Consider the following 22,083-nt stretch of genomic DNA (forward strand, 5'->3'; position numbering starts at 1 on the left):
AGACGCCCTCTCGTGAAAAAATCATCCGATCAGCGCATCCATATCTCCATGATCATGTATGGTGGGCTCTCCTATGGTGGAGCTCATCGACAGACCATCCGCCTGGCATGCGCGCTGGATCCCGAACGCTTCGCGATCAATTATTTCTGGTGCAAGCCCAATCCAGATCTGCATTCCGACTTTGTCTGGCCGGAGCTTGATTACAGCAATATCGAACTCATGCGCAGCCACGGGATCAATGTGATCGAATTCCAGACGCAGACACGAGATATCTCTCACCGATATCAGCCATGGATCAATACGACCTTTTTTGATGAGTACAACAAAGTAAAAACGGATCTGGTTTTCGCCAGCCGAGGTGGGTATCCGGAATATCCTTTTATCCTCTTGCGCGAACCGGTCATCGAATGGAACATCTTCGGATGTGCCGACCGGTCACCCAATCTCATCTATTCTGCGGCAATCAGCCACTGGGCTCATGACACCTGGAAGAAGGCATCTCTTCCCGTCGAGGCCGACATCATCTATCCCGCCGTACCCGCTCCGGCAGAGGTCAGCGACCTGCGCAAGGAGCTCGGCATTGATCCCCGGACAGTGGTGCTCGGGTTTCATCAGAGACAGGACGACCATATTTACGGCGAGCATGCCTTGCGTGCCTTCGCGAAAGCATTGCCGCATCTCGACAAGCCGACTTGCTTCATGATCGTCGGTGGCTCCCCGAAGTACCGCAAACTCGCCGAAGAGCTCGGGGTCGAGGTGGTTTTTCTTCCTATCGCGAAGAATTATGAAGCTGTCTCCAGCTTCCTCCATACCCTCGATATTTTTGCTCACTCTGGCGGTGCCGGCGAGGCGCATGGCACGGTCATCCAGGAAGCAATGATGCACGCCTTGCCTTCAATCACCATGCTGATCGAAGGCAAGGCGGATGGTCAAGTAGGTACCATGGCCGGTTCCGGCATCGTCACTCGCACGGTTGATGAATATGCCGGCGCCATCACCGAACTGGTCAACAACGAGACGCGACGCAAAGATCTTGGCGACAAAGCGCGGCAAATCGCTCATGAAAGGTATGCCGTCGCCCCTGTCGCGGCTCACTTTGAAAAGGTATTTATAGAAAAGGCTGCGGCTTATCGGCAGCGTCGCTTTTCGCGATTCAACAAGGTTGCCATCGACTACTTCATTGAAAGCACGCCTCTGCTCAAGCGCATCGTTGCGCGCTTCCCAGTCCTGAGGCGCTTTCTCTGATCGTCCAGCGCCATGTCAGCAAGCCGTCGCCCCGCCAATATTACCGACACCATGCGCTTGATTGGAGCGTACTGTGTGGTGTGGTATCACAATCCGTTTTATTGGAATCTGCATGAGCACATCCAATGGGTAGACGGCCTCAAGCTAGTCTTCCTCGGATGGTCCATGCCATTTTTTTACGGCATATCCGCCAGGTTCGCCTTTACAGGTAAAGACTTCAGCCGCCGATGGGAGCGAATAGTCCGCCTCGGAATCCTCGTGATTTTCTACACCTTGTTGTATGAGTTTTTTCATCGTCGCAACCCCGGCTCGCTGGCAATCCGATGCCTTGAAAATTCCGGTACGGAATGCTCCGCCGGCTTGATCTTTGACACTCTACGCAATGTAGGCAATACGCCAGGATACTACCTGTCAGACCTGATCGTGATTTACCTGCTGGCCATAGTGGTAACTGTTCGCCCCTGGCTCATGATCGCCCTCGCATCCTTTGCATCGCTTTCGTTGTTCATGGGCTGGATCAGACTGGGCGGTCTCTTCCTTAACCCGCTGGGCCTGTTCGGGGTCTGCGCGGCACTAGGTTACCTGGTTCTGATACGCCCCTGTCTCGCCCAATACCGCAACATCAACCTCAAGACGCTGTCGAGCTGCTCGGTGATCATGGGATTCATTCTGGTGTGGGGCTGTGCCAACCTTTTACTCGCACAAAACCAGTTCTGGAATGGGACCGGCAACATACTCCTGTTCCTGTCACTGTTGATGCTCTTCATGGGGTTGAGTGATCTGATCCAGCCAGAAGGGCGTTACATTGCCATGGTTTCAGAATGGGGCCGCAAATATGCTTTCGGTATTTTCATTTTCCACCAGCTCTGTTTTGACCTCCTTGCTCCCGGAATCGCGCGGATCATGTCGGCACTGACGCATAGCCAGGACATGCTGCCTCTGTTCGTGGTGACGGGACTGGTCGTTTCCTTGGCTGCCACTGTCATCACTGTCATCATCCGAAAAGCAGCTCCTGCATTGTTGACGCCATGATGTTCCATTCCATTGACCGCAACCGGATGAGCAAACGTAGGGGTAAGCTCCGTCAAGGAATGATCGCTATGGACACGGCATGAAGGTAATATTCTCCCTATTGCGCGAATTACCTTGCCAAGTGGCAACAAGCAGTCTTCCTGACGGGCGAGCACCCTCAATATTTGCTTGCAAATGCCGCATAACATTACATTGAAAAGCACATGCGACACTTCTTACACTCGAACTTCAAGCGCCTCAAGAAGACCCTGACGGACCAGTATTATCGAGATGTTCTGGACATTCACGGGCAGTATGGCGAAGACATCATTCTCGACCGGCTGATGGGAAATCCGGGTCACGGTTTCTACATTGACATCGGCGCCAATGATCCAAACAAGTTCAGCAACACCTTGCGCTTCTATCGTCGCGGCTGGACGGGTATCAATGTGGAACCCAACCCGGTCAAGTTTCGCGACATTTCTGCCTGCCGCCCGCGTGATATCAATCTCAATGTCGGCGTCGGCCCTGAACCGGCCGTCTTGCCGTTTTACGTGATCGATCCGGATACGCTCTCGACATTTGACCGGAAGGTGGCTGACATCGCCGTCAAGGATGGCTTCAAGTTGGCCCAGACAATCGACGTTGAAGTCATCAGGATGGCTGACATGATTGAAGCCCACGCCAAAGATCGTCCCATCGACTTCATGTCGGTGGACGTCGAAGGCTTTGAAATGCAGGTACTTTCCAGCAATGACTGGCAACGGTACCGTCCGCGCTTCGTCATGCTGGAAGTCAATCGCGCAGAGGCTGAAATAGAAACGTTCATGTCGGGAATTGGATATCTCGACGTTTTCAGCAATGGCACCAACAAGATCTATGCCGCGCGCAAAAACGGCGCATGATGAAACTCGCAGTCTGCAACGACATTGCTGAATTCGGTGGCAATCGCCTGGCCGACAAGCGATGGGCCGCACGCTTTCCAGGGGCGGGATGGGTGAGCGCGCTGTGTGATCTGGCCGCAAAACGCGGCTGGGAAGTCGCCTCGGGCGATGTCGCGCTGTCACATGTGCAATGTGGCTACTGGCGTGCCGACGATGTCATGGTGATACAAGAACTGGACTCCGCCTGGGGCACCCGGCTGCGGGCAGCAGGCGCGCGCCCGCTCTTGCTGACCTGTATGGAGTCGCCGCTTTATGCAAGCCTGTTCTTCGACCATTGGCGTACTCTGGCCGCCCCATTTCCGCATCACATGGTGCCGGATCCTGAAGCTAGGGGAAGTCACTCAGCAGGCTCCAGCACAGGCTGGCCGTTGCGCTTCCCCTGCTACTGGCAGCACCAGCGCATCCACGCCGATGACTGGCAAGCCCGAAAAGACGAAGTGATCCTGGTCGCCGCCAATAAATACTGGAGTCATGAAGACAAGGCCGTCATTCCGCCGTGGACAAGGCCACGCAGCTTCCTGCAATGGTACCGGCAGACACGTGCCATCAAACGCTCGCCCTCCCGTGAGTATGCGCTGCGCCAGCAATTGCACGACATCCGTCTCGAAGCCATCGTAGCGCTCACGCGCGCCGACCGGCTGGCCCTGTATGGCTCGGGCTGGGATCGCCTGTCGGTTCTGCCCCAACAATGGCAGATCAGGCTGGCGGGATTGAAGCTGCCCTATTGGGGGAAGATCGATGACAAGCTCGGCGCGCAATCCGCCTACCGCTTCGCACTCTGTTTCGAGAACATTGCCTCGCCCGGTTATGTCACCGAAAAGATCATCGAGGCCATGGTGGCACGCACGATTCCGATCTATCTGGGGGCGCCTGATATCAGTCATGTCATTCCATCGGCTGCTTTCATCGATGCACGCAAGCTGCAATCGATGGCGCAACTCCCGGACATGCTCAAGAGCCTCTCCAGCAAGGATGTCCAGCCCATGATCGAGGCAGGCCAACGCTTCCTCGACAGCGAGGAGGGACGATTACACAGTTACGAAGGATTCGCCCAGTGGGTGGAAGGTCTGGCAGTGGAGCACGCTCATGGCATTTGAGGCCAGCGACATCGATATTTTCGTCCTGACCTACAACCGGTCTTCGATGCTGCCGGCGACCTTGCGCAGCCTTCTGGCGCAAACTGCCCGGGGGGCGAGCATCACGGTGCTGGATAATGCCAGTGTGGACGATACCCGGGAAACGGTCCAGGCATTCGCTGCGGAGGGCGTAGCCTATGTGTGCGCCAGCAGCAATCTTGGTTGGGCCGGCAATCTTGCGCGGGCCCAGCAGCACGCTCGCCGGTACTGGACCCTGGTGTTCCATGACGACGATCTCCTGCACCCCGACTATCTACGCCATGCACTGGATGCCATCAACACGCAGCCCGGAGCAGGCATGGTCCTGAGCGCTATGAGCTTCGAGACCGCACCCGACGAAACCGAGTGGCCCGCTGCTGCGCCGCGCGGCGTGCTTTGCCGCAACGCCAGCGAACTGGCCGCACTCTGCTACGCGGGCGCCCCCCTTCACTTTGGATCGGCCCTCTACCGCACCGACATCTTCAAGACGCTGCAGTGGGAGGGCAACCGCTTCGGCAAGATTGCCGACCGCCCCTTCCTGCTGTCTGCATGCGGCTCATCGTCGTGCCACGTGTTCCTCAGTCCGCTGGTCCGTTATCGAATACATGACCAGCAAGACAGCACAAGTTCCGATAGCGGTCCCTTTGCGCCTGAGCTGGCAGCCCTGCACAACTGCTACAGGTCTTATCTGGGCGAAAGCCCGTTGGAGGCTACCGGCCGCTGTTTCCTGAGGCACAACTATCGGGCGATCGCCGATGAATTCAAGCGCCTGGGACAGACTGATCGCGCCCGCTTTCCCACTTTGGCGGCGTACCAGGAATTCCTGCGGGAGCAGGGTGCCTGCTCACGTTTCTCGCTGATCTCCGGCAAGCTGATCAGTCGGTGGCAATGCCTGGGTCAAGGCCTGTCCAGCTTGTTCCATGATCTTGCCCGCTGGTCCCGCCGCTGGAGAAAGCGATGATGACCCGGTCACGACAATCCCGCTCGCCTCTGAGCATATTGACGGAGCCGACGCCGTTCTTCAACGCACGCGGCTATGCCAGCAACTTCAACCGGGCCCTTCCGCGGCGACTGCGCAAATGGATCGCCGGCATGCGAGGGCGTAGCATTGGCGGGCATGTGGCCGTTACTCGCAGCCTGCTGCATGGCCTGACCGAGCTGGGCTGGCAGCACAATTACAACCCGCTGATGCAGCACTGCATCGCCGAGCATTGTCTGGTCCTTGCCAATGAAGAGGCATTGCGGCAGGCTATCCTGCTCAAGCGGGACGGCAAGATCAAGCGCCTGGTGGCCGGCCCCAACATAGTCGTCTTGCCAAGCGAAATGGATGCTCTGATGGCCAGCCCGGAGATCGATCTTTGTCTGGTGCCATCGGAATGGGTCAAGCAGGTCTATCTCGCCGAGACACCCGCGCTGGAAGGACGCATCGCTGTCTGGGCGGCCGGCGTCGATGTCACACAGTGGTGCGCCCCCCCGCCTGGCCCTGCCATGCCAGCACCTGTCGTATTGCTTTACGTCAAGAGCGGCATGACCGAGGATGAACTGACTTGCTTGCACGATCTCCTGGTCAGCCATGGCGCCACCGTCATACGCGTAGATTATGGTCAGTACGATGCGAGCCAGTTCCGTCAACACCTGGCGCGAGCAAGCTTGTGCATCTTTGTCAGCGCTTCCGAATCACAGGGTATTGCACTCCAGGAGGCCTGGTCCTGCGATCGCCCGACCTGGGTGTTCGATCCCGGCTACTGGTCCGCGCCCAACGGGCGGCGCTACCCCGCGTCATCAGCTCCTTACCTGAGTGCTGATTGCGGCCATGCGTTCAGCGCGCTCGACGCACTGGCAATACTCCTCAAACGCTGGGAAAATGGCGAATTACACTACGCTCCTCGCCACTGGGTCTCACAACACATGACAGACAAGACCAGTGCCGAGCGGCTGACAAGTCTCCTATTTGACTGACAAGGTCGACCATGAAATTACATTTGGGCTGTGGCCAGAACTATCTCGATGGCTATGTCAATATCGACTTCCCGCCGTCGGAACATACCGTCCAGGAAAAATCCATCGCGGACCGGCTGGCCGACATCACCAGTCTGCGCTTCCCGGCCAATTCGATTGAGGAAGTACGACTGCATCATGTGTTCGAACATTTCCGGCGTCCACAAATCACCGGCATGGTGGCTTGCTGGAACAGCTGGCTGAAACTGGGCGGCATCGTCCATGTCGAGGTACCCGACCTTGGCCGCATGGCGCGCGTCTTTGCCAACCCGTTTGCCAGCCTCAGTGCACGGGCGGTGGCCGAGCGGCACCTGTTCGGATCACACGAGGCAGGATGGGCTGCCCACTATGAAGGCTATGACGAGTCACTGTTGCGCCACATGTACAGTGCTCTTGGCCTGGAGGTGATTCAGGTCAAACGCCAACACTGGCGCGGCACCGACAATCTGCATGTACTTGGCAGGAAAGTCCGCCACCTGAACCCGGGTGAAGACGTCACGAATGCTGGCCGCCGCTTCCTGTCGTCCTTCCTGGTCGACGACACGCCGGGGGAACTGCGCATGCTCGATATCTGGCTGGAAGGTTTTCATCAGCAGGTCCGCAACGGATGGGCGACGGATTGAAGAAGATCGAGTCCGGTCTGGTCAGTGTGATCATTCCGACCTGGAATCGCGCACAGGAGCTGCCAGAGGCGATTCGTTCCGCACTTGCGCAAAGCCACGGACAACTGGAAGTACTGGTCTGCGATGATGGCTCCTCGGACAGCTCGCAGGAAGTAGTGGCGGCGATGGGCGATACGCGTGTGCGCTGGATTGCCGGCCCCCGTGCCGGGCTCCCCGCCGCCCCGCGCAATCGCGGCCTCGACCATGCTCGAGGCGAATGGATCGCGTTCATGGATAGCGACGACTGCTGGCTGCCAGACAAACTCACCATGCAGCTGCAGCGTCTGCAGCGTTCCGGCGGGACCCTGCTTGCCTCGTGCGGCAATGCCCTGCGGCGATCCAGACAAGCCGACCAACTGCAAAACGGACTGCTGCTGGAAGGACGTACCGCCGATACCGTGCTGACGTTGGAACAATTGGTGCAGGATAATCAGGTGATTACCAGCACGGTCCTGCTGCATCATTCCCTGCTGGAGAGAATCGGTAAATTTCCTGTAAAGACCGGCTTGAAGGTCGGAGAGGACTATGCCTACTGGCTCAGAGTAGCCAGCCTGACGCCGCTGGCATTTCATGGCACGGCACTGGCCAGCTACACCGACGATCCCGCAACCAGTGTGCGAGCTCACTCGCGCAATGAGATCCTGGTCAAATTGCGCATCTACCGCGACTACTTCGGCTGGCTGGCCGGATACGCGCCCCGGCGCCTGATCCGGGTGCTCCCGCTGTGCGTATTGCTGGCCATCCGGAATGCCACCATGCGCCAGTGGTGGCGCATGCGCGCAAGACTGGGGACTCTCAAACGCACTCTGCTGCGCAACAACGGGCAGGACACATGAAGCAAACCAAAACAGATATCAGCGTGAGCCACCCGCCTATCGTCAGCGTCATCATGCCGGTCTATAACGGCGAGCGCTATCTGCAACCAGCTATCCGAAGCATACTGGAACAAACCATGGGCGACTTCGAACTCATCGTCATCGATGACGCCTCCAGCGACGGTACCGCGAGCCTCCTGGCGCAATGTGATGACCCGCGCTTGCGCGTCATCCGGCATGACAGCAATCGCGGTATCGTCGATGCGCTCAATCATGGTCTCAGCCATGCCCGTGGACAATACATCGCGCGCATGGATGCGGACGATATCAGTCGTCCTGAGCGACTGGAAAAGCAGCTGGCTTTCCTGCAGGAGCATCCCGACGTCGGTCTGGTCGGAAGCTGGATCCTCGGTTTTGGTGAAGTGCGGCGCAAGTACGTTCATCGTTACCCGGTCACGCACGATGCCATCCGCGCACTGATGCTGTTCGAAAATGCTTTCGCTCATTCGACCGTCATGTTCAGCCATGCCGTGCTGCAGGAACACGGCCTTCGCTATTCGGAGCATTTCAAATACGTGGAAGACTGGGCATTGTGGTGGCAGATCGCCGGCGTTTCGCGCGTGGCCAACCTGCCCGAGGTCCTTCTGGACTACCGTATCAACAAGGCCGGCACCAGCTACACAGGCACCAGCATCCAGACGCGCTCACGCATAGATTTCGTCGAGGCCCGCCTGCAAGAAGCCGGCCTTCCCTTTCGTCAGGAACTGGCGGAAATGGCACCCTCTTCGCTGCATGAGCTAAAGATGCTCTCGGAAGCATTCGCGGCATTGTTGGCTGCTCATGCACGGCACCCGTACATGAACGACCAAGCCCTGCGGGAATGTGTGGAACAGTTATGGTTCCGTAGCTGCTACCGTGCCCGCCGTCGCGGCGTGGCGGTGGGAAGGCTGTATATATCGAACCCGCATGCAGGTTTGTCATGGACTGTACGGGCATGGCGTTTTGCAGCTATTGTCGTCCGCTCCTATGGACGTCAGGCTTGGGACCTGATTAAAAAAATGAAAATGCCCAGAAGGGGAATCTGACAGTGAAAATCCTATTGTGCTGTGAGTTTTTCTATCCCAGTGTCGGGGGAGCGCAGGAAGTCGTACGGCAACTCGCTGGCCGACTGGCCCGGTGGGGACATGATGTGACCGTCGCCACCTCCTTTCTTGCCAACCGCACCTCCGACGTTCACGAGGGCGTCAAGATTCGCTCGTTCAATATCAGCGGGAACTGGGCCAACGGTCTGGCGGGCGACGTACAGTCCTACCGCCAGTTCATGCTGGAGGGAGAGTTCGATCTCATCTTCATCTACGCCGCACAGCAGTGGACGCTCGACGCCATCCTCGACGAACTGCCCCGGGTCAAGGCACGCAAGGTGCTGGTGCCTTGTGGCTACTCCGGCCTGCACGATCCTGGCTATGCCAGATACTTCGCACGCCTGCCCGCGTTGCTGCGCTGTTTCGACGCGTTGGTCTATCACGCCTATGACTACCGCGATCACCACTTTGCACAGCAGCACCAACTGGACAACTCCATTTTCATTCCCAACGCGGCCGACGATACCGAGTTTTCCGCTTCACCCGGCGCTGACGCCCGCCGGTCGCTGGGCCTGGCGCCCGACGAACTGGTCTTGCTGACGGTCGGTTCGCTCAATGGGGCCAAAGGCCATCTGGAAGTTGCCGAGGCTTTCTCCAGGGCAGTCCTGCCGCGCAAGGCAACGCTCATTCTCAACGGGAACGAGATGCCCCCCACTGGGGACAACATGATTTCAAACGTTCGCAAGCTGGTGAGTCAGCTGAAAAGCCGCGGGGTGCTGCACACCGCTCGCTTTGTCGCGGGACGCCTGCTGCATGCCATCGGCCTGCGGCCAGGCTACTTTGACCGGCTGGACCGGGTGATCAAGGAAGTCAATGGAAAACCTGCTGCGGGAAAGCGCATCATCAGAACCAACCTTCCGCGCAAGGAACTCATCGAGACCTTCCTCGCCTCGGACCTCTTTGTCTTCGCCTCGATCATCGAATACTCGCCCCTGGTGCTGTTCGAAGCCTGTGCGGCAGGTTTGCCGTTCCTGACCGTCCCGGTTGGCAACGCGCGTGAAATCGTCGAGTGGACCCAGGCGGGAGAACTCTGTCCGGCAACCGTCGATGCCCAGGGTTTTACCCGGGCTGACACCGCCGAACTGGCCCAGTGCATCGCACGACTGGCAGCTGACCCGGATCGGCTGGCCGTATTGGCTGCCAACGGCAAGAAGGCCTGGCTTGAACGCTACAACTGGGAAACCATTTCCAGGGAATACGAAGCATTGTTTGCCAGACTGACCGGTCTTCACTCCTCCACAGATTCAACCCATGAAAAATAACGTCTCCGTCGCCCTTCACGGCGGTCTGGGCAATCAGCTCTTCCAATTTGCCACCGGTCTGTCAGTGGCTCGCCAGCACCGCCTCCCGCTGACACTGGACCTTACCTGGTTCGACATGGCGCCGCATCTGCCCAACACGACCATACGGAAATACGCGCTGGAGCCGTTTGGTGTGGACTTCCCGACCTACCGCACCCCAACGCCGGAGGGCTCACCTGCACGCTTTCTGCTCTATCGCGTCATGCGCAAGCTCAAGCGCCATCTGGGCATCAGTGCACCAGGCGTGACCACCTTGAACGAAAAGAGCTTTCGCTTCGACCCCGGTGTTCTGAGTGCAACTCCGCCGCTCTACCTCTTTGGCTATTGGCAATCGCCCTTGTATTTCGATCGCATCCGACCGGAGCTCACGGCAATGCTGGGCAAGCCACGCCAGATGAATGAAGCGACTTCCCTGCTCCATGAACAGATCCGCAACGCCGATGCGATCTGCCTGCACGTACGTCGCGGCGACTACGTCACCAACCAGCAGGCCGCTTCCACGCATGGCCTTTGCGACATGAGCTACTATCAAACCGGCCTGGCGCATGTCAGGCAGGGGCTTGCAGCGCCACATGCCTTCCTGTTTTCGGACGATCCCCAATGGGTTCGCGCCAATCTGAAACTGGATATCCCCATGACGGTAGTAGACGTCAACGGCCCGGACGATGCGCATCAGGATCTCTGGCTGATGGCCGCCTGCAAGCGCTTCGTCATCGCCAACAGTTCGTTGAGCTGGTGGGGAGCATGGTTATCGGATACGCAGTCAAAAATCGTCGTGGCCCCTCGCAAATGGTTTGCCGATGACAAATTGGACACCACCGATCTGATCCCGCAAGACTGGCTGCGCGTGTAAATGGAATCGTCATGCACCGCAAGGATATGAACTCAAGCAAGCTGCCGCCCCCGCCTCGTCGGCTCTGCATCGTCTGTGCTACGCCGCTGATGATCCACTTCTTTCTCAAAGAACACGTCCGTCTCTTGAGCGAGTTTGCAGAAATCACCATCGTTACCAACCTGCAGAACGATCCGCAAACCCCACCGTTGGACCTGCCAGCCCGAGTGATCTCCATTGGACTGCAGCGCCGCATCGTGTTGCGCAAGGACTTGAGCAGTCTGATGGCACTCTTCACCCTGCTGCGCAGGGAGAAATTCGACCTCATCTGGGGCGCCGGTCCCAAGGCTGGTCTGTTGGCGATGTGTGCGGGATGGGCAGCTGGAATTCCCAAGCGACTGTTCATCTTTCAGGGTGAGGTATGGGCCAACAAAAGGGGATTGGGGCGATTCATCCTCAAATCAATGGACAGGATCATCGTACGGCTGGCCACTCACCTGCTGACCGTTGGCCATTCAGAGCGCGAGTTCCTCTGCCAACAAGGCGTTCTGCCGGAGGGGCAGGCTGCGCCTCTGGGGCGAGGTTCCATCGCCGGCGTGGACACCCGCAAATTCCATCCTGATCCTGCGTCTCGACATCAGATGCGCCACAACTGGGGCATACCTGAGGACGCCGTTGTCGTTCTTTTTCTCGGACGCCTGAATCCGGACAAGGGCATCGAAGATCTTGCACATGCGTTCCGGGCTGCAAGGAAGACCTGCCCGAGCTTGTGGCTGCTGATGGTCGGACCGGACGAAAACGGCATGACTGAACGCATCATCGACATTTTGGATGATGTGCACGAAAGACGGCATACGTTGATCGGGTTCACCGAACAACCCGCTGCCTGCTTCAATGCTGCGGATATCTTCTGTCTGCCCAGCTACCGCGAAGGTTTCCCGGTATCCCTGCTGGAAGCCGCTGCATCGGGCCTGCCAAGTATCGGCAGCGATATTTACGGAATCCGTGGTGCCCTGATCAATCAGGTCACCGGCCTGCTCTTTACGGCCGCTAACCGCGATCACCTTGCCGAAGCTCTCGTGTGCCTCGGCAAGGATGAATCAACCAGGGCCGAGATGGGCGCCAATGCCCGCCAGTACGTGTTGAAACATTTTGAGCAGAATGAGGTGCTGTGGCGCTACCGCAGCTTCTTCCATCAGTTGCTCATCGGTTCCTGAGCCGGTCGAGATCGGACGCGTTCAAGCAGTGCATGCCATGCCGCAAGCTGGTGTTCCCCGGCAGGGGCCAGACGATTGCGGGCGGCGCGCATCCCGCCGAACATGAACAGGAAGTCGGCCACCATCTTGGCCGGTTGGCGCAAGCTGACGATGAGGGCATCGCGATATCGCCTTTGGCGGCAAGCTTCCATCAGAAACACTTTCCAGAAACGCATGCGCCGCGACAGCAGCTTGCGGAAAGAGATTCGGTCGTCGCGATAGGCCAGGAGCACCTCAGCGATTCCGCGAAAGCAACTTTGAGCGTACGCGCGATAAAGCAGGTGCTGGTCCTCTGCACCGTCGGCCTGGCTGACATAGCGAAACTTCCTGAACCAGGAAGTCTTTCCCATCCATGAGGGATGCGGAAAATGAAAACCGTTCCAAGGCCGGGCACAGATGAGCTCATGTTGACTGGCCACTTCGATGACGCCCGTGATATCGAGCTCGGAAGTGAAGGTCATCACCGACGAGGCCACCAGGTCGACCTGTGCATCGGCCTGCAGCGCACTTACCTGGACTTGCAGACGTTGCGGAAAGCTCATATCGTCGGCGTCCATCCGGCAGAAGAACTCGCCACCTGCGAGATCAAGCGCCTGATTGAGCCGATGGGAAATGCCGCGGTTCTGGCCGTCACTGATCCAGCGGATGCGCGTATCAGTGAAGCTGGTCACGATACGCGCGCTGTCATCGGTCGAACCATCATCCATGACCAGCAATTCCCAGTTCTGATAGGTCTGCCCGAGAATGGAGGAGATTGCCTCGGCGATCGTTCGCTGCGCGTTGTAGACGGGTAAGCCAATCGTCACTAAAGGCAGTAAGGGGGATACGGTCATTCCGATTGCCTGAGCAGTCCTGGTGTAGTTATGGCGAAAGTATAATTCTAAATCACCCATGCAATATTGCCCGAGGATTTCGATGCCCCCCTCATCTCACACGATTGTCGTAGGCGATCTTCAAGGATGCCTGTTGCCCTATCTCCAGCTTCAATCGCAGACCGATTCCCCGGACACGCATACGATCTTCGCCGGCGACCTCATCAACCGCGGCCCCCAATCCCTGCAAACCCTGCGCACCGTGATGCAGATGGGCGAGCGCGCCCGGGCTGTTCTCGGCAATCACGACCTGCACCTGCTGGCCGTGGCCTGCGGCATCCGACCCGCGCATCGCGACGATACCCTGGATGACATCCTCAATGCCCCCGACCGCGAAGAGCTCATCGACTGGCTGCGCCACCGGCCCCTGGCCATCCACCAACAGGGCCACCTGATCGTCCATGCCGGCGTGCTGCCGCAATGGGATCTGCACCAGGCCCTGGCCCTGGCCAACGAAGTGGAAACCATGCTGCGCAGCGACCAGTGGATGGTCTTCCTGCATCACATGTACGGCAACCGGCCCGAACGCTGGTCCGATGAGCTCGTCGGCCACGACCGCCTGCGCTGCATCATCAATGCCTTCACCCGGCTGCGCTTCTGCCAGGCGGACGGGACCATGGATTTTTCGGTGAAGGAAGGTGCGGCAGCAGCGCCGGACGGCTTGATGCCCTGGTTCGAGGTGCCGGGACGACGTACCGAGGACGTGACCGTGGTCTTCGGGCACTGGTCCACGTTGGGACTACTGATGCGCCCCAACCTGATCGCTCTCGATACAGGCTGCGTCTGGGGCGGACAACTCAGTGCGGTGCGACTTGAGGATCGGGCGCTGTTCCAGGTGCCGTGCCCGCAGGCACGCCGACCGGGCTGAGCGACTCCAGAGAATAGCCCAGACCCGTGGCAATGACTTCACGTGCCGTGCGCGCAAGGTCGCGCCGATGCGCACCCTCGGTGCTGATGAGCGGCAATTGCTTCAGTTCGGCCCTCATGCCGCGCGCCTTGAGGATGGTGACGATGCTCTCGGCAATGGACATCTCGCCGATGAAGTCAGCCGCACCATGCAGCTTGCCCCCGGCATCCACATAACGCAGCGCGTACGGCTGCACCGGTGCTCTTGCATCGATGGCGGCCTCGAACAGGTTCGCGTGGAAGGGCAAGAGCGACCCTTGTGCCGCCGTCGTGCCTTCAGGAAAGAAAGCCACGTGTTCACCCTTTTCGATACTCTCGACCAGACCTTTGAAAATGCGCCGCACATCGCTGGCCTTGCCGCGCGAGATGAAGATGGTCCCGGTCTTGGCGCACAGCCAGCCGATGAGCGGCCAGCCGCGAATTTCCGACTTGGCCACGAAGCGACAAGGCTGCAGCGAATTGACCACGAAGATATCGAGCCAGCTCACGTGATTGGATACCAGCAGCGAACGGGGGATAGGCAACGGGCTGTCGATACGCACCTCGATACCGCAGATGCGCAACAGCTTGCGTGACCAGCGCCGGATATGCGCCTCCCGGCCCTTCTCGGAAGTGAACGGGAACAGGAAGGCGCACACCGCCATGCCCTTGAAGAGATGTGCGATCAGGCGCAGCAGACGAAAAACGAACATGGCGTAGTCGGATCGTGATCAGGTCGAGGTCGACGAAAAAACCGCTTAATCGAAAATCAAGAACGCACTTGCCCGAAGACAAGCATCGATCAAGTGAAAATCAAACGTCACAATATCAACGCTCGAAGGCAATGTGCCCCGACACGATGGTCGCCTTGACCACGCCAGGCAACTCGTAGCCCAGGAACGGGGTGTGCTTGCCCTGGCTGGCCAGGGCCGAACCCTGCACCTTCCACAGGATGTTCGGATCGAACAGGCAGAGGTCAGCCACGCTGCCCACGGCCAGATTGCCGGCCTTCAGGCCCGCCACCTTGGCGGCGCGGTGGGTGACCTTGGAGATGGCCTTGGACAGCACTTCCTTGCCCTCGCCTTCTGTCTCCAGCGCCCACTTCAGCGACAGCGACAGCAGCAGCTCCAGGCCGGTGGCGCCCGGCGAGGCTTCGCCGAAGGGCAGCAGCTTCTCGTCGTCATCGACCGGGGTGTGGTCGGAGCAGACGGCATCGATGGTGCCATCCAGCAAGGCGGTACGAATCGCTTCACGGTCGCGCTGCGAGCGCAGTGGCGGCGTCATGCGGGCGTTGGAATCGAAGAAGCCGATGTCCAGGTCGCACAGATGGATATGGTGTACGCCCACGTCGCAGGTCACCGGCAGTCCTTCGCTCTTGGCCTGGCGCACCAGCTCCAGCCCCGCCGCCGAGGACATGCGGCAGAGGTGGACACGGGCGCCGGTAGCGCGCATCAGTTCAAAGAGGGTGTAGAGCGCAATCGTTTCCGACATCACCGGCACGCCCGACAAGCCCAGGCGCGAGGCGGCCGGACCGCTGTGGGCGATACCCGAGCGCCCCAGGTGCGGGTCCTGTGGACGCAGCCAGACAGTGTAGTTGAAGGTCTTGGCATACTGCAGCGCCGAGAGCAGCACCGTGGTATCGGTGATGGGCTCTTCGGCTTGCGAGAAACCGATGCAGCCGGCGTCGGTCAGCTCGGCCATTTCGGTCAGCGCCTTTCCTTTCAGGCCGGCGGTGAGCGCGCCCAGCGGATAGACGTGGGCCTGGTTCAGCGAACGGGCGCGGTGCTTGAGCATTTCCACCAGGCCGGGTTCGTCCAGCACCGGATCGGTATCGGGCGGACAGACCAGGCTGGTCACGCCGCCCTGGATGGCGGCCTGCATCTCGGACTCCAGCGTGGCCTTGTACTCGTAGCCGGGCTCGCGCAGGCGCGCCGACAGGTCCACCAGGCCGGGGGCCACGATCAGGCCGGTGGCGTCGATGGTCTTGTTGGCCACAAAGTCGGCCGGGGCCTGGCCCACACCGACGATCTTGCCGGCGGCTACATACACATCCTGCTGGGCATCGATGCCGTTGGCCGGGTCGATCAGGCGGCCGTTCTTGATATGCAGTTTCATCAGTTCTTGTCTTCTTAACGGATCGTTCAAAACGTCGCGGGGATAGTCGTCGTCAGCCTGGGATTCAATTGCCGGCCACGATGCTCATGACCGCCATGCGCACGGCGATGCCGAAGGTCACCTGCGGCAGGATCACGGCCTGGGCACCATCGGCCACGGCTGAATCGATTTCCACACCACGGTTCATCGGGCCAGGGTGCATGACGATGGCATCCGGCTTGGCCAGGGCCAGACGTTCCGGGGTCAGGCCATAGCTCTTGAAGAACTCCTGCGCCGAGGGCAGCAAGGCCCCGCTCATGCGCTCGTTCTGCAGGCGCAGCATGATGATCACGTCCACATCCTTCAGGCCCTCTTCCATGTTGTGGAAGACGCGCACGCCCATCTGCTCCAGGCCGCTGGGCAGCAAGGTGCGCGGGCCGATGGCGCGCACTTCCGGCACACCCAGGGTGGTCAGCGCGTGGATATCCGAACGGGCCACACGGCTGTGCAGGATATCGCCCACGATGGCCACACGCAGGTTGGTGAAGTCCTTCTTGTAGTGACGGATGGTGTACATGTCCAGCAGACCCTGAGTCGGGTGCGCGTGGCGGCCATCACCGGCGTTGACCACGTGGACGTGCGACTGCTTCGTATCGATCAGGTGCTTGGCGATCAGGAAGGGCGCGCCCGATTGCGCATGACGCACCACGAACATGTCGGCGTGCATGGCCGCCAGGTTGTCGATGGTGTCCAGGAGCGACTCGCCCTTGCTGGTGCTGGAAGCCTGGATGTTGAGATTGATCACGTCCGCCGACAGACGCTTGGAGGCGATCTCGAAGGTGGTGCGGGTGCGCGTGGAGTTCTCGAAGAACAGGTTGAAGACGCTCTTGCCGCGCATCAACGGCACCTTCTTGACTTCGCGGTCACCGATGCTGACGAAGGATGATGCGGTATCGAGGATGTGCGTCAGGATCGAGCGCGGCAAACCCTCGATGGTCAGCAGGTGTTGCAGTTCGCCGTTTTTGTTGAGTTGGGGATTAAGCATGGACCACCGTGAGTGAGAAGCGGCCGTCGTCGGCGCGTTGCAGTTGCAGGTTTTCTTGTTTGGTGAGTTCAACCGAGGTCGCCAGGAAATCGGCGGCAATGGGCAGCTCGCGACCACCGCGGTCTACCAGCGCCGCCAGCAGCACGCGCGCCGGGCGACCATAGTCGAACAGTTCGTTGATGGCCGCACGCGTGGTGCGACCGGTATAGAGCACGTCGTCGACCAGCAGGATGGTAGCCCCCTCGACATCGAAGGGAATCTGGCTGGGCTTCACATCGGCGCGCAAGCCCTTCTCGGAAAAGTCGTCGCGATAGAAGGACACATCGACGAAGCCCAGGCGTTCGCCCAGGCCCAGTTCAGCCGCCAGGCGTTCAGCCAGCCAGGCGCCGCCCGAGTGGATGCCCACCAGCGCAACCTCGGTTGCGCCCTGCAGGCCGGCTTGGATCTGCTGCACCAGGGTCTGGTACAGCGCTTCTGCATCAAGCTGGGAAGGTGTTGTGCTCATGAATGTGCGTCGTCAAAGTATTGCTGCAAAATGATGGCGGCAGCCTGGTCATCGATCTGCTCGCCGCGCTGGTGCTGGATCACTGCCGAACTGTAGCGTTCATCCACCAGCGTGACTTCAAGTCCGTAGCGGCCGTGCAACTGGTTGGCAAAGCGGCGGCAGCGCACGCTCATCTCATGCTCGGCGCCGTCCGGATGCAGGGGCAGGCCAACCACGCAGCGCGCCGGTTGCCACTCCGCGATCAGGCGCGCAACGGCCGCGAACTTGCCGTCGTTGGTCGCTTCGCTGATCACCGCCAGCGGCTGCGCCTGCTTCAGGCCCGTATTGCCCACGGCCACGCCGATACGCTTCAAGCCGAAGTCGAAGGCCAGGATGGTGTCCAAGCGTTCCTGCTCCTCAGGCCCGTCCGGCATCGCCAGACAGCATCACCGGGTCGATGCCCAGCAGCGCCAGTGCCGCCGTGAAGCGTTCCTCCACAGGCAACTCGAAGATGATGGACGGGTCGGCCTTGACAGTGAGCCAGCCATTGCGACCGATCTCGCCTTCCAGCTGGCCGGGGCTCCATCCCGAGCAACCCAGCGTCACCAGCACGCGCTGCGGGCCGTCCCCATGGGCGACTGCTTCGAGCACGTCCTTGGAGGTGGTCAGCGCCACTTCATCGGTGACCTGCAAGGTCGAGGAATATTTCTCCGAGGTCGAATGCAGCACGAAACCGCGCTCCACCTGCACCGGACCGCCGAACATGACCGGGCGGCGATACAGCTCGGGCATGGCATCGGGGGTGTCGGGCCGGATTTCCAGCTTGAGGTTGATGCGGTCGAACAGCACGTCCATGGTCATGTCGGTGGGCTTGTTGATGACCACGCCCAGCGCGCCGTTATGGTTGTGTTCGCACAGATAGACCACGGTGCCGCCGAAGATCGGGTCCAGCATGGACGGCATGGCTATCAGGAAATGGTCGGTCAGGTCCAGCTCCAGCGGCGGACGAGCCTCCTCGGAGGCAGCGTCCTCCCCCTCCGCCTGCTTGCCGTCATCGGCGGAGGCGGCATCGCGGGAGCTGGAGTCGGAATGGAACGGGTCGAAGGCGCCAAAGGAATCCACGGATTCGTCGAAATCCTCGGCTGAGAAACTGAAGGGAGAATTGCGTCTCTTGATCATCCCGGCATTTTAGCAGTTTTGGCCGGGATCCCATGCGGCTCATGGGCAAGCGCCCGTAAAGGCGGCCGCAAGCAGCCGCTTTTACACGGCCCTTAGTTGCTGCAAAGCATCTTTCTGACGGCCTGCCGCGCTTGCGCTGCCAACTCGGTCAGATCCACGCCGGCAATGAGGTCATCGCTCGCCACGGCGCGACCACCGACCCACATTGCCTTCAGGAAAGGTCGCCCACCCGAGACCACCGGCCCGATGGCCGGATCATGCAGGCCGAAATAGCGTGGATCATCCAGCCGGTACAGGGCGATGTCAGCCTGCTGACCGACCTGCAGCCCCTGCAGTCCGTCCAGCCCCAACACGCGCGCACCGCCGGTGCTCCCCCAGCGCACCACGTCTTCCACCGTCGCCTCGTCGGCCCCTCCTTCGAAATGGCCGCCGCGCACGGCCGGTATCGCCTCCTGTCCACGCCGCGCGCGCTGCATCAGCCAGGCGGCATGGGTTTCCGAGATCATGTCCGCAGCCTCGTTGGAGGCAGCACCATCCACCCCGATCGATACCGGCACGCCCGCCGCCTCCAGCGCGCGAATCGGGGCAATGCCACTGCCCAGCCGACCGTTGCTTTGCGGGCAATGGGCGATGCCCGTTCCGGTACTTCCCAGCAAGGCAATTTCCTCGGGATCGAGCTTGACCAGGTGCGCAAACCATACGTCCGGCCCCAGCCAGCCAATGCGTTCGCAGAATTCCACGGGACGGCAGCCGTGCATGGCTTGTGCGCTGTCCTGGTAGCCGACCGTCTCCGAGAGATGGCTGTGCAGGCGCAAACCCATTGCGCGGGCCGCCTTGGCGATCTCGCCCATTTCCTCGGGCGCCGCCGAATAGAGCGGCGTGGTCGGCGCCATCACCACGCGCCGCATTGATGCGGGCGCGGGATCATGGAAGCGCCGCGCCAGGCGCTGCATATCGGTGAGGAAAGCATCGAGGCTCTCCGGTCGCAGGGCACTGGGCAACTCCGCTTCCAGCTGCCGCGTGCGGGTCGCCGTCCCCCGACACAGCACGAAACGCAGGCCCAGTCGCTCGGCCTCCTCGAAGAGGATCTCCGAGGTATCGAAGGGCATGCCGGGGTAGTACAGGTAATTGTGATCAGCAATCGTGCCGCAACCCGAGCGCATCAATTCCACCATGCCGATGCGCGCGGCCAGCCGGAACAGCTCGGCATCGAACCTGGCCCGATAGCGATAGGGCGTGGCCGCCAGCCAGGGCGTGAGCGTGGCATTGATGCCCAGCGGATCCCCCTTCAACAGCGACTGGAACAAATGATGGTGGGTATTGACCCAGGCCGGATAGGCCACGCAATCGCTGGCATCGATCACGCTGTCACCCGGCAGCGCATCGAGCCGGCCGATGGCGGCAATGACGCCGTCGCTCACGCGGATGTCCGGACCGGCGTGGCGCGCAGCCGCACCGGGCAGGCCGGTCATGATGGCCTGCAGGTTCCTGATCAGGAAAGTGTTCATGAGGATTCGGCTCCTTGAGTTGGGATCATCATGCCATCTCGCTCTCATGCCAGCCAGCCAGCATGGCGCGGGAAAGCGCGCTCATGAGCCAGAACAGCAGGATGCCGGTCAACGTGATCAGCAGCAAGGCGGCGAAGAGGCGCGGAATGTTGAGCTGGAAGCCCGCCTGCAGGATCTGATAGGCCAGCCCCGAACCAGTGCCGCCCGTGCCGGCCACGAACTCTGCCACCACGGCCCCGATCAGCGCCAGCCCGCTGGAAATGCGCAGGCCGCCGAAGAAGTAAGGCAGGGCGCTGGGAATGCGCAGACGCCGCAAGGTCTGCCAGCGCGTGGCCTTGTTCAGCCGGAACAGGTTGAGCAGGCCCGGATTGACGCTGCGCAGTCCCAGCGTGGTGTTGGAGATGATGGGAAAGAGCGCCATGATGGTAGCGCACACCGTCAGCGCCGCCGTGGTGTCCTTGACCCAGATGATGATCAGCGGCGCAATGGCGACGATGGGCGTGACCTGCAGGATGATCGCATAGGGGAACAGACTCACCTCGATGAAGCGGCTCTGCACGAACACGAAGGCAATCGCCACGCCCAGGATCACCGCCAGCACGAAGGCCAGGAAGGTAATCTTCAACGTCACCAGCAGCGAATCCATCAGCATGCTCCAATCGGCCACCAGTGTCTTGGCGATCAGCACCGGCGTGGGCACCAGGTAAGGCGGCACCTCCAGCAGCGTGCATACGATCTGCCAGGTCAGCAGCAGCGCAATACCGATGGACAGGGGCGCGGCCACGCGCCAGAAACCGGGACGATTGATCAGCGGATCAGTGTTGGGCTTCATGGCCGCCTCCCTGCTGGTTGGCAAGCGTCAGGTAATCCGAAAGAGTTTTGCAATACTGCATGAAGGGCGCCGAAATGCGAAAAGCTTCATCACGCGGACCAGGCGCATCGATGGCCACATCGGCAATCACCCGACCGGGGCGGGCCGCCATCACGATCACGCGCGAGGACAGGAACACTGCTTCATAGATGCTGTGGGTGACGAAGACCACGGTGAGATCCTGCCGGCTCCAGATATCACGCAGGTCGGCGTCGAGCTTGTTGCGGGTGAATTCATCGAGCGCACCGAAGGGCTCATCCATGAGCAGCAGGTTGGGCGATGTCGCCAGCGCACGGGCGATCGAGGCACGCATCTGCATGCCGCCCGAGAGTTCGCGCGGCAGCACCTTGTGGAATTTTTCCAGGCCGACCAGCTTGAGCGCCTCGGCCACGCGCGCATCGGCCTGCGCGCGCGGCACCTGGCGCAAGTCCAGCGGCAGACGTGCATTCTGCTCCACCGTGGCCCATGGCATCAGCGTGGCCTCCTGAAACACCATGGCCAGGGTACGCTCAGGAGTACCGACCGTGGCCAGGTTGCCGCCCCACCAGCGGAGATGGCCGTGGGAGGGCTCTTCCAGCCCGGCAAACATCTTCAGCAAGGTGCTCTTGCCGCAGCCCGACGGGCCCAGCAGCGAGACGAACTCACCGCGTCCGATATCGAGCCTGACCTCATCGAGCGCACGGGTGCCATTGCGATAGGTCTTCTCGACCCGCTGCGCCGACAGCACCGGCGGTGCACCAGCAACTGCGGCCGCACTCTCCTGCTCCCATGCCGCGGCCTGCGACATGGCGTGTTCATCTCTGTCCATGGGATCTCCTGACGGG

Annotated in this window: 23 protein-coding genes; 13 read left to right on the forward strand and 10 right to left on the reverse strand. The window is 60.4% G+C overall.

The window, feature by feature from the left end:
- The first annotated feature begins 12 nt into the window (after positions 1-12).
- The 12 genes from ACODSZ_RS17695 to ACODSZ_RS17750 all read left to right on the forward strand — a co-directional run bounded on the left by ACODSZ_RS17695 (position 13) and on the right by ACODSZ_RS17750 (position 12,282).
- Positions 13-1,245, forward strand: coding sequence for a glycosyltransferase family 4 protein (locus tag ACODSZ_RS17695; protein ID WP_241821374.1), 1,233 nt, complete (start codon positions 13-15; stop codon positions 1,243-1,245).
- Positions 1,246-1,257: 12 nt separating this feature from the next.
- A complete protein-coding gene (locus tag ACODSZ_RS17700; RefSeq protein WP_488928163.1) occupies positions 1,258-2,277 on the forward strand; it encodes a hypothetical protein in 1,020 nt (339 codons plus the stop codon).
- 203 nt (positions 2,278-2,480) lie between these two features.
- Positions 2,481-3,161, forward strand: a complete 681-nt coding sequence (locus ACODSZ_RS17705; RefSeq protein WP_241821376.1) for an FkbM family methyltransferase — start codon at positions 2,481-2,483, stop codon at positions 3,159-3,161.
- Entirely contained in the window at positions 3,161-4,297 is a 1,137-nt protein-coding gene (locus tag ACODSZ_RS17710; protein ID WP_488928164.1) for a glycosyltransferase family 10 domain-containing protein, read from the forward strand. The genes ACODSZ_RS17705 and ACODSZ_RS17710 overlap by 1 nt, the downstream gene beginning before the upstream one ends.
- On the forward strand, positions 4,287-5,276 hold the full coding sequence (locus ACODSZ_RS17715) for a glycosyltransferase family 2 protein (protein WP_488928165.1): 990 nt from the start codon (positions 4,287-4,289) through the stop codon (positions 5,274-5,276). Before ACODSZ_RS17710 ends, ACODSZ_RS17715 begins: the two co-directional genes overlap by 11 nt.
- Positions 5,273-6,274 carry a hypothetical protein gene (locus ACODSZ_RS17720; protein WP_241821379.1) on the forward strand — a complete coding sequence of 334 codons (1,002 nt, stop codon included), beginning with the start codon at positions 5,273-5,275 and terminating at the stop codon, positions 6,272-6,274. The genes ACODSZ_RS17715 and ACODSZ_RS17720 overlap by 4 nt, the downstream gene beginning before the upstream one ends.
- An 11-nt stretch (positions 6,275-6,285) precedes the next feature.
- A complete protein-coding gene (locus ACODSZ_RS17725) occupies positions 6,286-6,936 on the forward strand; it encodes a class I SAM-dependent methyltransferase (RefSeq protein WP_299532963.1) in 651 nt (216 codons plus the stop codon).
- Complete coding sequence (locus ACODSZ_RS17730) at positions 6,933-7,811, forward strand: glycosyltransferase family 2 protein (RefSeq protein WP_488928166.1); 879 nt, start codon at positions 6,933-6,935, stop codon at positions 7,809-7,811. Before ACODSZ_RS17725 ends, ACODSZ_RS17730 begins: the two co-directional genes overlap by 4 nt.
- The gene (locus ACODSZ_RS17735; protein ID WP_488928167.1) at positions 7,808-8,875 is read left to right on the forward strand and encodes a glycosyltransferase family 2 protein; all 1,068 of its coding nucleotides are present in this window, start codon (positions 7,808-7,810) and stop codon (positions 8,873-8,875) included. Before ACODSZ_RS17730 ends, ACODSZ_RS17735 begins: the two co-directional genes overlap by 4 nt.
- A 104-nt stretch (positions 8,876-8,979) precedes the next feature.
- Complete coding sequence (locus tag ACODSZ_RS17740; RefSeq protein ID WP_299532970.1) at positions 8,980-10,194, forward strand: glycosyltransferase family 4 protein; 1,215 nt, start codon at positions 8,980-8,982, stop codon at positions 10,192-10,194.
- Positions 10,184-11,086 carry an alpha-1,2-fucosyltransferase gene (locus ACODSZ_RS17745; RefSeq protein WP_488928168.1) on the forward strand — a complete coding sequence of 301 codons (903 nt, stop codon included), beginning with the start codon at positions 10,184-10,186 and terminating at the stop codon, positions 11,084-11,086. The genes ACODSZ_RS17740 and ACODSZ_RS17745 overlap by 11 nt, the downstream gene beginning before the upstream one ends.
- Positions 11,087-11,097: 11 nt before the next feature.
- Positions 11,098-12,282 carry a glycosyltransferase gene (locus ACODSZ_RS17750; protein ID WP_488928169.1) on the forward strand — a complete coding sequence of 395 codons (1,185 nt, stop codon included), beginning with the start codon at positions 11,098-11,100 and terminating at the stop codon, positions 12,280-12,282.
- On the opposite strand, the gene ACODSZ_RS17755 is transcribed toward ACODSZ_RS17750, so the two are convergent.
- Complete coding sequence (locus tag ACODSZ_RS17755) at positions 12,261-13,154, reverse strand: glycosyltransferase family 2 protein (protein ID WP_488928170.1); 894 nt, start codon at positions 13,152-13,154, stop codon at positions 12,261-12,263. The two genes, ACODSZ_RS17750 and ACODSZ_RS17755, sit on opposite strands and share 22 nt — an antisense overlap.
- An 82-nt stretch (positions 13,155-13,236) precedes the next feature.
- On the opposite strand from ACODSZ_RS17755, the gene ACODSZ_RS17760 reads away from it, so the two are divergent.
- A complete protein-coding gene (locus ACODSZ_RS17760; RefSeq protein ID WP_488928171.1) occupies positions 13,237-14,061 on the forward strand; it encodes a symmetrical bis(5'-nucleosyl)-tetraphosphatase in 825 nt (274 codons plus the stop codon).
- Here ACODSZ_RS17760 and ACODSZ_RS17765 read toward each other — a convergent pair.
- From ACODSZ_RS17765 to ACODSZ_RS17805, 9 genes are all read right to left on the reverse strand, one after another.
- Complete coding sequence (locus tag ACODSZ_RS17765; protein ID WP_488928172.1) at positions 13,991-14,791, reverse strand: lysophospholipid acyltransferase family protein; 801 nt, start codon at positions 14,789-14,791, stop codon at positions 13,991-13,993. The genes ACODSZ_RS17760 and ACODSZ_RS17765 overlap by 71 nt on opposite strands.
- Before the next feature lie 115 nt (positions 14,792-14,906).
- Positions 14,907-16,193 (reverse strand): dihydroorotase, encoded by a 1,287-nt coding sequence (locus tag ACODSZ_RS17770; RefSeq protein ID WP_008334863.1) that lies wholly within the window; start codon positions 16,191-16,193, stop codon positions 14,907-14,909.
- 64 nt (positions 16,194-16,257) lie between these two features.
- Positions 16,258-17,217, reverse strand: a complete 960-nt coding sequence (locus ACODSZ_RS17775; protein ID WP_008334861.1) for an aspartate carbamoyltransferase catalytic subunit — start codon at positions 17,215-17,217, stop codon at positions 16,258-16,260.
- Complete coding sequence (gene pyrR / locus ACODSZ_RS17780) at positions 17,210-17,722, reverse strand: bifunctional pyr operon transcriptional regulator/uracil phosphoribosyltransferase PyrR (RefSeq protein WP_488928173.1); 513 nt, start codon at positions 17,720-17,722, stop codon at positions 17,210-17,212. The genes ACODSZ_RS17775 and pyrR overlap by 8 nt, the downstream gene beginning before the upstream one ends.
- Entirely contained in the window at positions 17,719-18,105 is a 387-nt protein-coding gene (gene ruvX / locus ACODSZ_RS17785) for a Holliday junction resolvase RuvX (RefSeq protein ID WP_488928174.1), read from the reverse strand. The genes pyrR and ruvX overlap by 4 nt, the downstream gene beginning before the upstream one ends.
- A 13-nt stretch (positions 18,106-18,118) precedes the next feature.
- Positions 18,119-18,880, reverse strand: coding sequence for a YqgE/AlgH family protein (locus ACODSZ_RS17790; protein WP_008334855.1), 762 nt, complete (start codon positions 18,878-18,880; stop codon positions 18,119-18,121).
- Positions 18,881-18,972: 92 nt separating this feature from the next.
- Entirely contained in the window at positions 18,973-20,388 is a 1,416-nt protein-coding gene (locus ACODSZ_RS17795; RefSeq protein WP_488928175.1) for an amidohydrolase family protein, read from the reverse strand.
- A gap of 28 nt (positions 20,389-20,416) precedes the next feature.
- Positions 20,417-21,220, reverse strand: coding sequence for an ABC transporter permease (locus tag ACODSZ_RS17800; RefSeq protein WP_008334848.1), 804 nt, complete (start codon positions 21,218-21,220; stop codon positions 20,417-20,419).
- Entirely contained in the window at positions 21,204-22,067 is an 864-nt protein-coding gene (locus ACODSZ_RS17805) for an ABC transporter ATP-binding protein (protein WP_008334846.1), read from the reverse strand. The genes ACODSZ_RS17800 and ACODSZ_RS17805 overlap by 17 nt, the downstream gene beginning before the upstream one ends.
- Positions 22,068-22,083 lie beyond the last annotated feature (16 nt).

It is taken from the genome of Herbaspirillum sp. FG34 (assembly GCF_057809315.1).